Below are 16484 nucleotides of genomic sequence, written 5' to 3' on the forward strand. Positions count from 1 at the left end.
TCCGGACGCGTTGTCCGGCTCCTGGCACCTTTAAGGCTTAAAATATTTCATGCGACTTGATAAGTTTATCGCTCAGCAACTCGGCGTAAGCCGCGCTATTGCCGGGCGTCTGATCCGCGCCAACCACGTTACCGTGGAGGGCGATATTGTGCGAGACAGCGCGTTCAAACTCCAGCCTGACCATCAGGTTGAGTACGAAGGCAATTCGCTGACGCAGCAGAATGGCCCGCGCTACTTCATGCTCAATAAACCGCAAGGCTATGTCTGCTCGACCGACGATCCCGACCATCCCACCGTGCTCTATTTTCTCGATGAGCCGGTCGCCCACAAACTGCATGCCGCCGGGCGTCTGGATATCGATACCACCGGCCTGGTGCTGATGACCGACGACGGTCAGTGGTCACACCGGATCACCTCGCCGCGCCACCATTGTGAAAAGACCTATCTGGTGACGCTGGAAAATCCGGTGAGCGACAGTACGGCAGAGCAGTTCGCCCACGGCGTTCAGCTGCATAATGAAAAAGATCTGACCAAACCTGCCGTGCTGGAAGTCATTACCCCAACCGAGGTGCGTCTGACCATCAGCGAAGGGCGCTATCATCAGGTGAAGCGCATGTTCGCTGCCGTGGGAAATCACGTTGTCGGTCTGCATCGCGAACGGATCGGGGCTATCGCTCTCGACCCGGACCTTGAGCCAGGCGAATACCGCCCGTTAACGGAAGAAGAAATTGCCAGCGTTGGCCTCTCTTCACGCTAATTTCAGGAGTTAATTGTGACCACCAGGCCACACTCGTCGTTCAGCATTGTTTTTATTCTTGGCCTGCTGGCCATGCTGATGCCGCTGTCTATCGACATGTATCTGCCCGCACTGCCGGTGATCGCCGAGCAGTTTGGCGTGCCGGCAGGCAGCGTACAAATGACCCTCAGCAGCTATATTCTCGGTTTTGCCCTCGGTCAGCTGCTTTACGGGCCAATGGCCGACAGCCTGGGGCGCAAACCGGTGGTGCTGGGCGGCACGCTGGTGTTCGCTGGCGCGGCGATGGCCTGCGCGATGGCGCAGTCCGTCGATCACCTCATTGTGATGCGTTTCTTCCACGGCCTGGCGGCTGCGGCGGCAAGCGTGGTCATCAATGCCCTGATGCGCGATATCTACCCGAAGGAGGAGTTCTCCCGCATGATGTCATTCGTCATGCTGGTGACCACCGTCGCGCCGCTGGTGGCGCCAATGGTCGGGGGGGCGGTGCTGGTCTGGTTTAGCTGGCACGCCATTTTCTGGATCCTGGCGCTGGCGGCCCTGCTGGCCTCGGCAATGATCTTCTTCTTTATTAAAGAGACCCTGCCTGCACAGCACCGGCAGAAGTTTCATATTCGCACCACGCTTGGCAACTTTGCCTCGCTGTTTCGCCATAAGCGCGTGCTGAGCTACATGCTGGCCAGCGGTTTCAGCTTTGCCGGGATGTTCTCATTCCTCAGCGCCGGGCCGTTTGTCTACATTGAGCTTAACCATGTCTCACCGCAGCAATTTGGCTATTATTTCGCGCTGAACGTGGTATTCATCTTCGTGTTGACGATGATCAACAGCCGCTTCGTGCGCCGGGTAGGGGCACTGAATATGTTCCGCATCGGGCTGTGGATCCAGTTCGTGATGGCGGTGTGGATGGTGGTGACCGCTTACTTTGATGTCGGATTCTGGGCGCTGGTGATCGGTATTGCGGCGTTTGTTGGCTGTATATCGATGGTCTCGTCCAACGCAATGGCGGTCATCCTCGACGAATTCCCACATATGGCTGGTACCGCCTCTTCACTGGCGGGGACTTTCCGCTTTGGTATTGGCGCTATTGTCGGCGCGCTGCTTTCACTGGCGACGTTTAACAGCGCCTGGCCGATGCTCTGGTCAATTGCGCTGTGCGCCACTGGCTCAATTCTTTTCTGCCTTTACGCGAGTCGGCCAAGAAAATCGGTGAACTGATGCACAAAAAAGGGCTCTGTCGGAGCCCTTTTTTGATACAGGTCAACCAGGATGCGGTTCACTCACCTCATGTTTGTTTCTTTTATGTAAAATCTATTTGTGTAAATAGTCACAGCTTTGTAGTTAAAAAGGTTGTGTTAGATCACAGAAACGGGTACATATAGCGCCGCTACAACCCTGAAACACCGCCAGAAAGCCCTGAAAAATAAGTCGTCTGAACCCATAAATCCTGGATGTAAGCGTTTTCTTACTAAAAACAGAGCAGGCGGTTAATGTTGTGTTACTATAAATGTAAATAGATTGTGAAGTAAATTTGCTTCCGGGGAATAAACGTGAATACATTACAGCTCTCAATTGTGCATCGCTTGCCGCAGAGCTATCGCTGGTCGGCGGGTTTTGCAGGCTCGAAAGTTGAACCGATTCCGCAAAGCGGAACAACCCCTGATAATTGTCTGGTGGCGCTCAAACTGCTGAGCCCGGAAGAGGGCAACGCATGGCCGCTGATGGAAAAGCTGAGCCAGGCGCTGACGGACATTGAGCTTTACAGCTCGGTACTGGAGTGCGAAGGCGAGCCGTGTCTGTTCGTGAAAAGCCAGGATGAGTTTGCGGCAACCTGCCGCCTGAAAAACGTCGGCGTGGCTATCGCTGAGCCTTTCTCTGGCCAGAATCCTTTCTGAGCGTCAGCGTAACGCTAACAGCTGACGCGTATACTCCTGCGTCGGCGCGGCAAAGACGCGCTGACAGTCTCCCTGCTCGACCACCTCTCCCTGACGTAACACAATCACCTGGTGACATAGCGCACGTACCACCTGCAAATCGTGGCTGATGAAAATATAGGCCAGACGGTGTTTTCGCTGTAAATCTTTCAACAGCGCCAGGATCTGCGCCTGAACGGTTTTATCGAGGGATGAGGTCGGCTCATCCAGAATTATCAGCTCCGGGCGCAAAATCAGCGCGCGGGCAATGGCGATCCGCTGGCGCTGGCCGCCGGAAAAGGCGGCGGGGTAACGATGCCGGGTCTGCGGGTCGAGCCCCACTTCACCCATTACCCGAATCACCTCCTCTTCACGCGCCTGCAGGCTAAGATCGGGCTGATGCACCCGCAGCCCCTCCTCAATGATCTGCTGCACGTTGAGGCGCGGGTTAAGAGAAGAGTTAGGATCCTGAAAAACCACCTGCATCCGGTGGCGGACGGGCAACATCTGGCGGCGATCCCACTCATGCAGGGGCTTGTCGTCAAACAGGATCTCCCCCTTTGAGGCGATCAGGCGTAACAGCGCCAGCCCGGTGGTGCTCTTGCCGGAGCCGGACTCACCCACCAGCCCCAGGGTCTCACCCGGGCGCAGGGTAAAGCTGACGTTGTTCAGCACCTGCTTGTTATCCACCACCCGGCGCAGGATGCCTTTACGTAGCGGAAACGCCACCGAGAGATCCTTCACCCGCAGCAGCGGCTGAACATCTTGCGGCAGTGGGATGGGATCCCCTGCGGGCTCGCTGTTGAGCAGGCGTTGGGTGTAGGAGTGCTGCGGTGCGGCAAGCAGCGGCGCGGCGCGGTTCTGCTCCACGCAGCGACCGTTCTGCATCACCGCCACCTGGTCGGCCAGCTTTCTCACAATGCTGAGATTGTGGGTAATAAACAGCAGGCTCATGTTCAGCTCGTCGCGCAGCTCGCGTAACAGCTGCAGGATCTGCGCCTGCACCGTAACATCCAGCGCGGTGGTGGGCTCATCGGCGATGAGCAGCTCCGGACGGGTCAGCAGCGCCATGGCAATCATCACTCGCTGGCGCTCACCGCCGGAAAGCTGGTGCGGGAAATCGGCAAGCCGTTTTGCAGCGTTGCGGATCCCGGTGCGTTCGAGGCAATCCAGCATCTCTCCCCGGGCGGCCTCTTTACGCATCCCGCGGTGCAGGGAGAGCACCTCGTAAAGCTGTTTTTCAAGGGTGTGCAGCGGATTCAGCGACACCATCGGCTCCTGGAAGATCATGGCGATCTTATTGCCGCGCACCCCGCGCAGCGTGCGCTCGTCAGCATGCAGCAGAGACTCGCCGTGAAACAGGATATCGCCCTGGGGATAGACCACCGGCGGGGCGGGGAGCAGACGCAGGATCGACAGGGCAGTGACGCTCTTCCCGGAACCCGACTCGCCAACCAGCGCCAGCGTCTCGCCGGCGTCAATTTTCAGGGAGATATCATTCACCACGGTGCGCAGCTCGTCCTGCTGGCGAAAAGCAACGGAGAGCGCGTCGATGTGAAGTAAAGGCTGCGTCATCTTAAACCGCCTTATTCGGGTCGAAGGCATCGCGTACCGCTTCGCCAATAAAAATCAGCAAGGAGAGCAGTACAGCAACGGAGAGGAAAGCGGTGATCCCAAGCCATGGCGCCTGCAGGTTATTTTTGCCCTGCAACAGCAACTCCCCCAAGGAAGGCGAGCCCAGCGGCAGGCCGAAGCCGAGAAAATCGAGCGAGGTGAGGGTGGTGATGGAGCTGCACAGAATAAACGGCAGGAAGGTGAGGGTGGCGACCATCGCATTAGGTAACATGTGGCGGAAAATGATCCCGCGATCGCTCACCCCCAGCGCCTGGGCGGCGCGAATGTAGTCGAAATTGCGGGTGCGCAGGAACTCCGCCCGCACCACACCTACCAGGGCCATCCAGCCAAACAGCACCGTGATAGCCAGCAGCCACCAGAAGTTAGGCTGCACCACGCTTGAGAGCAAAATAATTAAAAACAGCGTTGGCATGCCGGACCACACTTCGATAAACCGCTGTCCCCAGAGATCAATCTTGCCGCCGTAATAGCCCTGGATCGCCCCGGCCAGCACTCCCATGACGCTGGAAAACAGGGTCAGCAGCAGGCCAAACAGTATAGAAATGCGGGTACCGTACAGAATACGTGCCAGCACATCGCCGCCGTTGGCATCGGTACCCAGCCAGTTTTGTGCCGAGGGTGGCGACGGGAACGGGGTGGTAGTGGCAAAGTTAATGCTGTTGGCGCCAAAGCGGACTGGCGTCCAGAGCACCCAGCCGTGCTCATTCAATTGCGCCTGTAGCCACGGGTCCTGATAATCCGCCGCGGTAGCAAAGGGGCCGCCAAAGTCGCTCTCGCTGTAATCCTTGAAAACCGGCACGTACCAGCGATCGTTAAAGTGCACCAGCAGCGGTTTGTCGTTGGCGATGATCTCCGAACAGAGGCTCAGCGCAAAAAAGAGGGCGAAGATCCACAGCGACCAGTAGCCGCGGCGGTTGTGACGAAAGCGAGCCCAGCGGGCGTGGTTGACGGGGCTTAAGCGCAGCATCAGCGACCCTCAAAATCAATACGCGGATCGACCAGCGTATAGCAGATATCACTCAGGATATTCAGCAGCAGGCCAATCAGGGTGAAAATATAGAGCGTGCCAAACATCACGGGATAATCCCGCGAAACGGTGGCCTCGTAGCCGAGCAGACCCAGGCCGTTGAGGGAGAACATCACCTCAATTAACAGGGAGCCGGTAAAGAACATGCTGATAAAGGTGGCCGGAAAACCGGCGATGACCAGCAGCATGGCATTGCGAAAAATATGTTTCCACAGGATGCGCCGCTCGCTCACCCCCTTGGCGCGGGCGGTGACCACATACTGCTTGCGGATCTCGTCAAGAAAGGCGTTTTTGGTCAGCATGGTCAGGGCCGCAAAGCCGCCGATCACCGTCGCCAGCACCGGCAGGGTAATGTGCCACAGGTAGTCGGTTATCTTTTTGTACCACGGCAGGCTGCTGAAATCGGTCGAGACCAGCCCGCGCAGCGGGAAGAGATCGAAGTAGCTTCCACCGGCGAAAAAGACAATCAGCAGGACGGCAAACAGGAACGCCGGGATGGCATAGCCAATAATAATGAAGGTGCTGCTCCAGATATCGAACCGGCTGCCGTTATCCATCGCCTTACGAATACCTAACGGAATGGAGACCAGATAGATGATCAGCGTCCCCCATAGCCCCAGAGTAATGGAGACCGGCAGGCTCTCTTTAATCAGATGCAGCACCGACGCGCTGCGGAACAGGCTATCGCCAAAATCGAAGCGCAGATAGTCGCCCAGCATTTTGAAGTAACGCTCATGGATCGGTTTGTCGAAGCCGTACCGCTGGGTGATCTCGGCGATCACCTCCGGATCCAGGCCGCGCCCGCCGCGATAGTGGCTCTCATTGATATTGCCGACCCCGGTGCGGGCGTGGCTGGCGCGCATGCCCGCATCGCCTCCGCCGGGCATCGTCCCGCTGTTACCGAACTCGATGGCGGCAATGGCCTGATCCACCGGGCCGCCCGGAGCAATCTGCACGATAAAAAAGTTGATGGTAATGATCGCCCACAGGGTGGGGATCACCAGCAGTAAACGACGAAGTAAATATGCGCCCATTGCGATCCCTTAACGCCGTTCGACGGGTAATTTCGCCGCTTTGTTAACGTCATACCACCAGGTATCAAACCCGAGAGAATAAACCGGGCGCTGGGCGGGAAGGGCGAACTTATCCCAGCGGGCGACCCTGTCTTCCCCCATAAACCACATTGGCAGCATGTAATAGTTCCAGGTCAGTACCCGATCCAGCGCCCGGCCAAGCGGTACCAGTCTGGCTTTATCCCCCTGCGCGGCGACGATTTGCGCAATCAGGTTGTCCACCGCCGGATTTTTCACCCCCGGTGAATTGTAGGTGGAATCAATGTACTGAGAGGCCCAGGAGATTTGCAGATCGCTGCTCGGCCACGGCATGGCCCGCCACAGGCGAGGCATCATATCGTAATCGCGGTTGCGCATCCGGTTGGTGAGCTGTGAATTATCCACCTGACGGATATTCAGGGTAATGCCCAGCCGCGCCAGGTTGTGCTGGAACGGCAGTACCCACTGATTGTTGCCGCCGGAGGCCAACAGCAGTTCAAAACTGAGCGGTTTGCCGGTTTGCTTATTGACCCGCTGCTTATTTCGGATGACCCAACCCGCCTCGTCCAGCAGCTGGCTGGCTTTCAGGAGATTGTTACGATCAAAGCCGTCGCCTTTCGAGACGGGGGGCTGAAAGCGAGTCGTAAACACTTCCGGGGGAACTGCATTTTTTAACGGGCCGAGGAGCGTCAGCTCCGCGGCATCCGGGTAGCCCTGGGCGGCATACTCGGTATTCTGGAAATAGCTGTTGGCACGGCTGTAGGCACCATAAAAGAGCGCCTTGTTCATCCACTCAAAATCGAAGGCGAGGGTAATGGCCTGGCGCACGCGGCGATCGGTAAATACCGGGCGCTGAATATTAAATGCCAGCCAGCGCGTGTCCTGCGCGGAATCATTTTTCAGCGCCTCTTTCACGATAAAGCCGCGATCAAAGTTTTTTCCGCTGTAGCGTGTGGCCCAGTTTTTGGCGCTGCTCTCGACCCGCATATCAAAGGCACCCGCTTTAAAGGCTTCGAAGGCCACGTTGTCATCCAGATAGTAGTCGTAGCGCAGGGTGTCGAAATTCCAGCGGCCCCGGTTTACCGGCAGGTTTGCCGCCCAGTAATCTTTTACCCGGGAATAAATCACATATTGCCCCATCCGCCAGCTGGTGATGCGATACGGCCCGCCAGCCAGCGGTGGGGTGGAGAGCGGGTCGCTGAGCTTATGATCTTTCCAGAACTTTTCCGGCATTACCGGCAGGGTGAGCAGGCTCAGCATGTCCTCTTTATTAGGACTGGCAAGGGTAATGCGCACCGTCAGCGGCGCGATGGCCGTCACCGTCGCCCCTTTGTAGACCAGCCGGAATTGTGGGACGCCCTCGGTCATAAATTTATGGAAGGTGAAGGCGACATCGCTAGCTTTGACCGGCGTACCGTCGTGAAACCGCGCCAGCGGGTTGATGGTCAATTCCATCCAGGAGAAATCATCGGCATAGCGGGCGGTCTCAGCCACCAGCGGATAATAGCTGCCGGGCTCGTCGTCTGACGTGGTAAAGAGGGTATCGTAGAGGGCGTCGGTTCTTTCTGCCGCCACGCCGCGCAGGGCATAGCGGTTGAAATTATCGAAGGTGCCATTTGCCGCCAGGGTCACAGCGCCCCCTTTTGGCGCGGTGGGATTGACGTAATCGTAGTGATCGAAATTGATGGCATATTTTGGCTCGCCAATAACCGCGAAGGCGTCGCTCTCTTTAATGGTTTGCGCCTGACTGAACCCGCTTATCAACGCCACCATTAGCACCACAATGCGCACTATCATTACGCTACGTTGTCCTTATCTGTTCTGCCCGGGCAAGATACCAGAATAATAAGTGACGTAGCGGTGGTTGGGCAATTATTCGCTATCAAGGTGAATATCAGGTTGCCAGTTCAGGAACTGCTCCAGGGGCAGGGGCCGGCTTATCCAGTAGCCCTGCAGCAGATTGACGTCGTGATCGCGCAGCCATTTCGCCTGCTCGGGGGTTTCAACACCTTCGGCGACGGTCACCATATTCAGCCGCCGGGCCAGGGTCAGCACCGCATCCAGTACCGGGGAGGTGACAGTTTCCATCCCGATAGCATTCACGAATCCCCGGTCGATTTTGAGGTAGTCCATGGTAAAACGCTCAAGATAGATCAGGGCGCTGTGTCCGGTACCAAAATCATCCACCGCGATTTCAAAACCTTCCAGATGCAGCCACTCAAACAGCTTTGTCGCTTCGCGTTGATTGAGCATGTCGCGCTCGGTAATTTCGAGCACAATCTGGAAATGATCCGGCGGCAGCGAGGCGGCAAACTTGCGCATGTCATCTTTAAAGCTCTCGGCGTGCAGATGGCCTGGCGAAATATTAATGCCCAGCTTGGAGCCTGGCGGCAGCCGTTTCGCTAATGCTGGTGCATCGCGCAGGATCAGGTCGAAAAGGTGCAGCGTCAGCGGCACAATCAGTTGCTGGGCCTCTGCAAAATTAATAAAGGCATCCGGCGGGATCGCCCCCGCGCCGGGATGCTGCCAGCGCATCAGCACCTCCACGCCCCGCATCTGCAAATCGCTGGCACCCACCACCGGCTGGTAGACCACATGAAACTGGTTCTGCTTAATGCCGGTCAGGATCTCTTTACGCGGGTTGGCGCGCATCATTAGCCAGTAGAAGCAGAGCACCCCGACGCTGGAGCCGCACAACAGACCAAACAGCAGCGCGAAGACCAGATCTTCCATCGTCCAGCTTTCGGCGTAGAGATTAACGGTGAGCGGCAGTCCTTCAATTTTACTTGAGCGCGCAGGGCGCTCTTTCAGCTCCGAAACGTGGGTGATGCGGTTTGAATAGGTGGAAAAAACCGTATTGCCAATGATCAAGGAAATACCGGCAAACTCATCCTAGCGAGCGGTATAAAGCAAATAAGGGGTCAGATTGAGGTTAATAGAGGTAAATATCCCGCCATCTTTCATCAGCAGATTACGATGCCACAACACAATGGCCGGTTTTTTCGGCATCATTGGCGTGCCCGGCAGCAGGGCCATATCTACCGCTTTAGTTGCGTCAATTTCCGGCACCAGTTCGCTGAGCGCGACATGCATCGGCCCGGTTGCTGATGAGCAGAAGGCCATTTTATCTTTCACCAGCAGAAAGGCGCGGACGTTCAGGCTGAATGACGCGCGGGAGGTGAGTTCAGAGCGTACATCCGAGCACTCGCTGAGCGTCAGCGGCTGTAATTCATCAACAGAAACGCGCAGCTCTTTAAAATAACTTTCCATGTAGTCATGGAGATCTTTAATCAGGTTATCGTATTTTACTTCGCGTTTATGGTAACTGAAAAAAAACTGCATACCGCCGCAGAGCAGGGCGACGATAAGAGCTGAAAGTACGCTGAGCATCAGCACCTTTCGGCGGGAAGATAAATGGCGGGTAAACATAAATGTTATGGGATCCTGATTTGCCGCCCGCATTATCATGACGGCTAAACTCACGCAACAACAAAACTATAGCCTGGAACGAGCCGTCCAGACTTATCGCGTCCTGCGATAAAAAAAAAAGCACTGCCATAGCAGTGCTTTTTTCCATGCTGTCAGTCAAGGGAAACGGACAGCACAGGCGGTTAACTGCGAGTCAGTACACGACGCGCTTCATTGTAGCGCTTTTTCCAGTATGGCTCGTTCATACTGGAGATCGTCACACCACTGCTGGTGGACGCGTGAACAAACTGGTCGTTACCAATATAGATGCCGACATGACGGCCGGTTGAACCCGCACGGAACAGAACTAAATCGCCGGTACGTAAGCTATTACGCGAAATCGATTTGCCCATCTCCTGTTGTTCATAGGTTGAACGCGGAAGTTCTAAACCAAACTGTTCGCGGAAGGTACGCTGTACGAAACCGGAACAATCAATGCCTTTACGTGTTTCGCCGCCCAGGCGATAGCGCACGCCCTTCCAGCTGGCATACTGGTCCATTAATCGGGATTTGATATCCAGATTGCTGACCATTTTTTCAAATTCATCCTGAGAAGCTTGCAGTGAAGAGGCGTCTTCTGACCCCACAACACGCGTCTCAGGATGCATATTCTTTGCGGTGTTCGATGCGCTACAAGCTGAAAGCAGAACCGCGACTGCAATCGCCGGGATTACCCGTGAGAAGTATCTCAAGATCGGTTGAGATTTGACCATGTTGTTTATTTTCCCTTGAAGTCCTTAACGACAAATATCGTTATAAAAAATGCCAAGCGAGACGAGACTAAATACCTGCGCACTAACAGACAATTCTTTATGGTCAAATCTGTGGCGAATCGCACAAATTTATTTACAACGATAATAATTGTGGCGCTGAGGTAAAACGAGTCTGAGATTACCTGATTGAGACAGGTATTGCGAGTAAAAATACTCAATTTTTTTATAAGGAAATATGATAGTAAAAGTAACTTGACGGGAACGTGGTCAGACAGGGTGATTTAGGTTAAGTAATGTACAACGCGTTAATTTCTAACGTTATTAATATGACAAGAAGATGACAAAGACGCTGAAGTCGAGGGAAAAATCTATCAGGGATCGGTTATGATCCCTGATGGTTATTGTTAATTTCGGTTAGTAACTTGTTTTGATTTTGTTGTATTGCCGGGCAGGTAACGATTAAAGAAGGCGATTAAACGCTCACTCAATGGCGTCATCAGGCACCACGGAAGCCCAATCAACGCCACAGAAAGGGATCCAACGGCAATATCAGTGAACCAATGCGCACCGATCATTACTCGAGGGAATGCGAAAACCACAAAAATAATCAGGGCTAATACGAAAGTCTTATGGCCGAAATAACGCCACATAAAAGCGCTGAAAATAAGCAGCATCATTCCGTGATCGCCTGGGAAACTGTCTTTAGAGGCATCTTTTGTCGAAATATGCAGCAATTCACTGACGCGGTAAATATCCGGGAAAAATAGCGTCGGACTTGAGCGTTTCACCGGTATTAGGGCCTGCGCCAGCTGGTTCAGCACCACCGCGGTCAGTAGCATCACCAGGCCAATCATCAGAATACGTCGGCGCCCGGCGGGACTCTCTTTTCGCCAGAACGTCAGCATCAGATAACCCATCGCCAGCAGCGAGCAGCCGTCAAAGGCACGGTTATTGGTAATTGCTACCAGCCACAGGAAGGCGCGGTTCTCTCCCAGCTGCCGGTTAAAGAAGTGGAATATCCCGCTATCCAGCGGGAACCAGAAACCGTGGTTGACCGGCAGATACCAGGATAAGAAGAGCGCCACACCGGCGACATTAAGCAATAAAATGGGGAAAAGTCGGGTTTTCATCATTACGCCGTAAGTAGTTCAATCAGGGCAACGTTAGTTCCCCGAACTTAAACGAAGCTTCAACAAGCTCGACTGTAAGGCATTCCAGTCGGTGTTAACCGCACTAATTAACTCTATTCGGCTGTCCGGCGGCGCCACACCCTGCGTTTCGATGAAGAAATCTTCTCCCTGACGATTAATCCGTACCAGCCCATCGGGGGTACGCATTACCCCTTTCACCCGTTCAACCGGCGCAAGCCGTGCCCACTCCAGTAAACCGATGGTATCGAAGCAGGTGTCGGCGTCGAAGACCCAACCACAGGCCTGATGCCCCTGGCCGCTGTTCAGGCTGCGACGCCAGCGCTGGTGCGCAGGCAGACTCAGTGCCGCCAGACCCTGTTTTTCGCCGTGGCTGTGGGAATGGGCTGCGCTGGCGGGCAGTTCAGCAAGATTACGCCGCGGCAGGTCGAGCAGGGCATTATCCACATTCCCTTGGGTGGTGTGCGCAAGCTGACGCTCGCCGCCGAAGTGCTGCCACCAGAGTTCCAGCGCGGCGCGGCTTTCCGGGGTGGCGCGGTCCTCTTTATTGGCAATGATGATGTCGGCGGCCGCCAGCTGATCGCGGAAATTCTCGTTCTGGACAAATTTTTCGTTCAGCAGCTGACGGGGATCGAGCAGGCACAGGGTGGCGCGTAAATCGATCCACGGCTCATAGACCGGAGCGGTCAGCAGGTCGAGGATTTGCTTCGGATGACCGAGCCCGGTAGGTTCAATCAAGAGTCGGTCGGGCTTGCCCTGTCGCAGCAGGGTATTCAGCCCCACCTGCATCGGCAGGCCGTTGACACAGCACATGCATCCCCCTGGGATCTCCTTTATCAGCGCCCCGTTATCGGCCATCAACGCGCCATCAATGCCGATCTCGCCAAATTCATTGACCAGCACGGCCCATTTTTCGTCAGGATCTTTATTGGCCAGCAGGTGCAGTATCGACGTGGTTTTCCCGCTGCCGAGAAAACCGGTAATGAGGTTGGTTTTAGTCACAGGTGCTCCAGGGTGATAAATGTAATGCTATAACAATTATCAATAATCCTGGCGGAAAAGAACAGCATTGGAAAGGGGAAGGGCGAACGGGAGACTCCCCGCTCGCCTTAAGCGCAATAAAGGTTAAAGCGACAGCGTGTCGATAATCGCCTGGCGCGCGCCCGACTGGCTGATACGCTGGTAAGCCTGGGTGATGGCCTCCACGAACTGAGGATCCTGAGGCAGGTCGTGGCCAAAAATTTCATTCAGCGTCAGCAGGGCGGTCACGCGCTCCTCCTCGCTGCTGGTCTCAATGATGGCGCGAATTTTATCGCTCAGCGGATCGCGCACGTCAATGGCATTGCCCGCTTCATCCACGCCGCTGACGTAGCGCATCCACCCGGCGGCTCCCAGCGCCAGCAGTGGCCAGGCGGTGTCGCGCTGCAGGTGGAGGCGGATACTCTCCAGCATTCGCTGCGGCAGTTTCTGGCTGCCATCCATCGCAATCTGCCAGGTGCGGTGTTGCAGTGCCGGGTTGGCGAAGCGCTCAATCAAGCTGTCGGCGTAGGCGATCAGATCCACCCCGGTGATGCGCAGCGTCGTCGCCTGTTCGTTAAGCATCAGACGACGGGCGGCGTCACGCAGCGCGCTGTCGGCCATGCAGTCGTTAATATGGGCGAAACCGGCCAGATAGCCGAGATAGGCGAGGAAAGAGTGGCTGCCGTTGAGCATGCGCAGCTTCATCTGCTCCCAGGGGAGGACATCCTGCACCATCTGTACCCCGGCCACTTCCCACTCCGGGCGACCGGCAACAAAGTTATCCTCGATCACCCACTGAATAAACGGCTCGCAGCTAATGGCGCACGGATCCTCAACCCCCACTTCGCGGGCGATTTCCGCAAGGGAATCGTCGGTGGCGGCGGGTACGATCCTGTCCACCATCGTGCCCGGGAAGCTGACGTTGGCGGCGATCCACTCCGCCAGCTCTGGCGAGCGCTTGTGGGCCATCCCCAGTACCGCATTTTTCACCACGTGGCCGTTGTCCGGAATGTTATCGCAGGAGAGCACGCTGAACGGTGCCAGGCCGCGCTCGCGGCGGCGATGCAGCGCTTCGACCAGGATACCCGGCGCCGAGTGCGGCGCATCCGGGTACTCCAGATCGTGAATAATACGTTCGTTGCGGGTATCCAGCTTGCCGGTGGCCGGATCGATGCAGTAGCCCTTTTCCGTGATGGTCAGGGAGACGATCGCCACCTGCGGCTCGCAAAACTTCTCAATAATGGCCGCCAGCGAATCGAGTTTAGCGTTCAGGCATTCATGTACCGCCCCGACGATAATCGGCTGATTTCCGTCGGCGCCTTTTTCCAGCACCGTAAAGAGATGATCCTGCGCGCGCAGCTGGCTCATCAGCGTATCGCCGCTAAACAGGCTAATCTCACAGATCCCCCAGTCGCCGCCTTTGGCGTTCAGCACCCGGTCGGTCAGGAGTGCCTGATGGGCGCGATGAAAGGCGCCAAAGCCGAAATGGACGATACGGGAGCGTAACGCCTGGCGATCGTACTGCGGCTGCAACACGTGAGCGGGTAGCGCGGTGGAGGCAATTGTCTTCATGAAATAAACACCTGATTAACCATTAATTAACAAGGTGAGTGTAAAGTTATATGACAACAAATTGAATTGGTAAGCCGTAAATATCCGGGAACTGTGAGATGGATCAATCAATATTGCGAGGCGAGTTGACCTGTTTCCGCATGCATGTATGGTAGTCGTCATCACATGACGAAATATTGGTATAACAACTTTTGAGGGTGAATCGATGGAACAAACCTGGCGTTGGTACGGACCCAAAGATCCTGTTTCTCTTGATGACGTGCGTCAGGCTGGCGCAACGGGCGTTGTCACCGCGCTACACCATATTCCTAACGGTCAGGTGTGGCCGGTAGAAGAGATCAAAGCGCGTCAGGCGCTGCTGGCCGAAAAAGGACTCACCTGGTCGGTGGTGGAGAGCATTCCGGTTCACGAGGAGATCAAAACCCACTCCGGCGACTATCAGACCTGGATCGCCAACTACCAGCAGAGCATTCGCAACCTCGCGGCCTGCGGCATTGACACCGTGTGCTACAACTTTATGCCGATCCTCGACTGGACGCGTACCGACCTCGAATATCAGCTGCCGGATGGTTCAAAGGCACTGCGTTTTGACCAGATCGCCTTTGCCGCGTTCGAGCTGCACATCCTGAAGCGTGAAGGCGCAGCGGCTGACTACACTGTAGAAGAGCAGCAGCAGGCGCAGGCGTGGTTCGATGCGGCAAGCGAAGCGGATATCGAAAAGCTGACCCGGAATATCATCGCCGGCCTGCCGGGTGCGGAAGAGGGCTACACCCTCGACCAGTTCCGTGCGCGCCTGGCGGAGTATGGCAACATCGATAAAAACCAGCTGCGGGAAAATATGGCCGTCTTCCTGCGCGCTATCGTGCCGGTGGCGGAAGAGGTGGGCGTGCGTCTGGCGGTCCACCCGGACGATCCACCGCGTCCTATCCTGGGCCTGCCGCGTATCGTCTCCACCATTGAGGATATGCAGTGGCTGAAAGAGACGGTCGACAGCATCAGCAACGGCTTCACCATGTGTACCGGCTCCTACGGCGTGCGGGCCGACAACGACCTGGTGCAGATGATTGAAACCTTCGGCGACCGCATTCACTTTACCCACCTGCGGGCAACCTGCCGGGAAGAGAATCCGAAGACCTTCCACGAAGCGGCGCACCTCGGCGGCGACGTGAATATGGTGGCGGTCGTGGATGCCATTCTGCGTGAAGAGAAACGCCGTAAGCAGGCGGGGGATCTGCGTCCTATTCCGTTCCGTCCGGATCACGGGCACCAGATGCTGGACGATCTGCGTAAGAAAACTAACCCGGGTTATTCGGCCATTGGCCGTCTGAAAGGGATGGCGGAATTGCGCGGCGTGGAGCTGGCGCTGAAGATGACCAAATATCCTGAGCTTCTTTAAGCCTTGATGCCCGGTGGCGCTGCGCTTACCGGGCCTGCAAAAAAACCGGCCAATGAGCCGGTTTTTTTATGCGTGCTTTTGTAGGCCGGGTAAGGCGAAGCCGCCACCCGGCAAAACAGCCCGCACTTAGTCAGCACGGCCCATATAGCGTTTTTCTTCGATATGGATGCGGATTTTCTCGCCTGCGGAGAGGTATTCCGGCACCTGCACGACCAGACCGGTGGTCAGGGTTGCAGGTTTGTTACGTGCAGACGCGGATGCGCCTTTAATGCCCGGTGCCGTATCCACGATCTCCAGATCAACGGTCTGCGGCAGCTCCAGCGCCAGCAGAACGCCATCCCAGGTCAGGACCTGCATATCCGGCATCCCGCCTTCCGGGATAAACAGCAGCTCTTCTTCAATCTGATCTTTGGTGAAGATGTATGGCGTGTAGTCTTCTTTATCCATAAAGACATATTCGTTGCCGTCAACATACGAGAAATCGACATAGCGACGGGTCAGGGTAACGGTATCCACGATATCGTCGCCTTTGAAACGCTCTTCAACTTTCAGACCGGTACGCACATCAGCGAAACGCATTTTGTACAGCGTTGCTGCGCCACGGGCGCTGGGTGCCTGAATATCGATGTCTTTTACAATCAGCAGTTTGCCGTTGTAATTCAGCACCATACCTTTCTTAATTTCGTTCGCTCTTGGCATTGCAGTAATCCTGTTAACGGGAAGGTCAAAAATATCGCGTCAAAGTACTCGCGCGCGGCATTTCAGGCAAGCGGATTTCGCGGCTTTTGC

13 protein-coding genes and 1 pseudogene are annotated in these 16484 nt (G+C 55.8%); 4 read left to right on the forward strand and 10 right to left on the reverse strand.

Annotated features, from left to right (window positions below; genetic code table 11):
- Positions 1-49 precede the first annotated feature (49 nt).
- The 3 genes from rsuA to DVA43_RS02055 all read left to right on the forward strand — a co-directional run bounded on the left by rsuA (position 50) and on the right by DVA43_RS02055 (position 2646).
- Positions 50-757 (forward strand): 16S rRNA pseudouridine(516) synthase RsuA, encoded by a 708-nt coding sequence (gene rsuA, locus DVA43_RS02040; protein ID WP_103824993.1) that lies wholly within the window; start codon positions 50-52, stop codon positions 755-757.
- A gap of 15 nt (positions 758-772) precedes the next feature.
- Positions 773-1969: a Bcr/CflA family multidrug efflux MFS transporter gene (locus DVA43_RS02045; RefSeq protein ID WP_103824994.1), complete on the forward strand. Its 1197-nt coding sequence runs from the start codon at positions 773-775 to the stop codon at positions 1967-1969.
- Positions 1970-2301: 332 nt separating this feature from the next.
- Complete coding sequence (locus DVA43_RS02055) at positions 2302-2646, forward strand: YejG family protein (protein WP_103180374.1); 345 nt, start codon at positions 2302-2304, stop codon at positions 2644-2646.
- A gap of 3 nt (positions 2647-2649) precedes the next feature.
- Here DVA43_RS02055 and yejF read toward each other — a convergent pair whose 3' ends face one another.
- The 9 genes and pseudogenes from yejF to DVA43_RS02100 form a co-directional block, all read right to left on the reverse strand.
- Positions 2650-4239: a microcin C ABC transporter ATP-binding protein YejF gene (yejF, locus tag DVA43_RS02060; protein WP_114314416.1), complete on the reverse strand. Its 1590-nt coding sequence runs from the start codon at positions 4237-4239 to the stop codon at positions 2650-2652.
- Between the two features lies 1 nt (position 4240).
- Entirely contained in the window at positions 4241-5266 is a 1026-nt protein-coding gene (locus DVA43_RS02065; RefSeq protein WP_114314417.1) for an ABC transporter permease, read from the reverse strand.
- Positions 5266-6360, reverse strand: coding sequence for a microcin C ABC transporter permease YejB (locus DVA43_RS02070; protein WP_114314418.1), 1095 nt, complete (start codon positions 6358-6360; stop codon positions 5266-5268). The genes DVA43_RS02065 and DVA43_RS02070 overlap by 1 nt, the downstream gene beginning before the upstream one ends.
- Positions 6361-6369: 9 nt before the next feature.
- On the reverse strand, positions 6370-8175 hold the full coding sequence (locus DVA43_RS02075) for an extracellular solute-binding protein (RefSeq protein WP_114314419.1): 1806 nt from the start codon (positions 8173-8175) through the stop codon (positions 6370-6372).
- A 75-nt stretch (positions 8176-8250) separates the two neighbouring features.
- Positions 8251-9807: pseudogene (locus tag DVA43_RS02080) on the reverse strand (cyclic di-GMP phosphodiesterase).
- 182 nt (positions 9808-9989) lie between these two features.
- A complete protein-coding gene (mepS, locus tag DVA43_RS02085; RefSeq protein WP_103180364.1) occupies positions 9990-10559 on the reverse strand; it encodes a bifunctional murein DD-endopeptidase/murein LD-carboxypeptidase in 570 nt (189 codons plus the stop codon).
- Between the two features lie 404 nt (positions 10560-10963).
- On the reverse strand, positions 10964-11689 hold the full coding sequence (locus tag DVA43_RS02090) for a phosphatase PAP2 family protein (RefSeq protein ID WP_114314420.1): 726 nt from the start codon (positions 11687-11689) through the stop codon (positions 10964-10966).
- 33 nt (positions 11690-11722) lie between these two features.
- Complete coding sequence (locus DVA43_RS02095; RefSeq protein ID WP_114314421.1) at positions 11723-12709, reverse strand: GTP-binding protein; 987 nt, start codon at positions 12707-12709, stop codon at positions 11723-11725.
- A 123-nt stretch (positions 12710-12832) separates the two neighbouring features.
- Positions 12833-14299, reverse strand: coding sequence for a mannitol dehydrogenase family protein (locus DVA43_RS02100; protein ID WP_114314422.1), 1467 nt, complete (start codon positions 14297-14299; stop codon positions 12833-12835).
- Positions 14300-14504: 205 nt separating this feature from the next.
- Between DVA43_RS02100 and uxuA the strand changes: the two genes are divergently transcribed.
- Positions 14505-15695: a mannonate dehydratase gene (uxuA, locus tag DVA43_RS02105; RefSeq protein ID WP_114314423.1), complete on the forward strand. Its 1191-nt coding sequence runs from the start codon at positions 14505-14507 to the stop codon at positions 15693-15695.
- 126 nt (positions 15696-15821) lie between these two features.
- Here uxuA and yeiP read toward each other — a convergent pair whose 3' ends face one another.
- Positions 15822-16394, reverse strand: coding sequence for an elongation factor P-like protein YeiP (gene yeiP / locus DVA43_RS02110; protein ID WP_103825003.1), 573 nt, complete (start codon positions 16392-16394; stop codon positions 15822-15824).
- Positions 16395-16484: the final 90 nt, after the last annotated feature.

The sequence above is a fragment of the Leclercia sp. W6 genome, assembly GCF_003336345.1.
GTDB lineage: Bacteria > Pseudomonadota > Gammaproteobacteria > Enterobacterales > Enterobacteriaceae > Enterobacter.

Coding starts and splice junctions, on each gene's coding strand:
- DVA43_RS02065 (WP_114314417.1), bottom strand. CDS start 5,266: ATGCTGCGCTTAAGCCCCGTCAACCACGCCCGCTGGGCTCGCTTTCGT.
- DVA43_RS02090 (WP_114314420.1), bottom strand. CDS start 11,689: ATGAAAACCCGACTTTTCCCCATTTTATTGCTTAATGTCGCCGGTGTG.
- yejF (WP_114314416.1), bottom strand. CDS start 4,239: ATGACGCAGCCTTTACTTCACATCGACGCGCTCTCCGTTGCTTTTCGC.
- rsuA (WP_103824993.1), top strand. CDS start 50: ATGCGACTTGATAAGTTTATCGCTCAGCAACTCGGCGTAAGCCGCGCT.
- mepS (WP_103180364.1), bottom strand. CDS start 10,559: ATGGTCAAATCTCAACCGATCTTGAGATACTTCTCACGGGTAATCCCG.
- uxuA (WP_114314423.1), top strand. CDS start 14,505: ATGGAACAAACCTGGCGTTGGTACGGACCCAAAGATCCTGTTTCTCTT.
- yeiP (WP_103825003.1), bottom strand. CDS start 16,394: ATGCCAAGAGCGAACGAAATTAAGAAAGGTATGGTGCTGAATTACAAC.
- DVA43_RS02070 (WP_114314418.1), bottom strand. CDS start 6,360: ATGGGCGCATATTTACTTCGTCGTTTACTGCTGGTGATCCCCACCCTG.
- DVA43_RS02100 (WP_114314422.1), bottom strand. CDS start 14,299: ATGAAGACAATTGCCTCCACCGCGCTACCCGCTCACGTGTTGCAGCCG.
- DVA43_RS02075 (WP_114314419.1), bottom strand. CDS start 8,175: ATGATAGTGCGCATTGTGGTGCTAATGGTGGCGTTGATAAGCGGGTTC.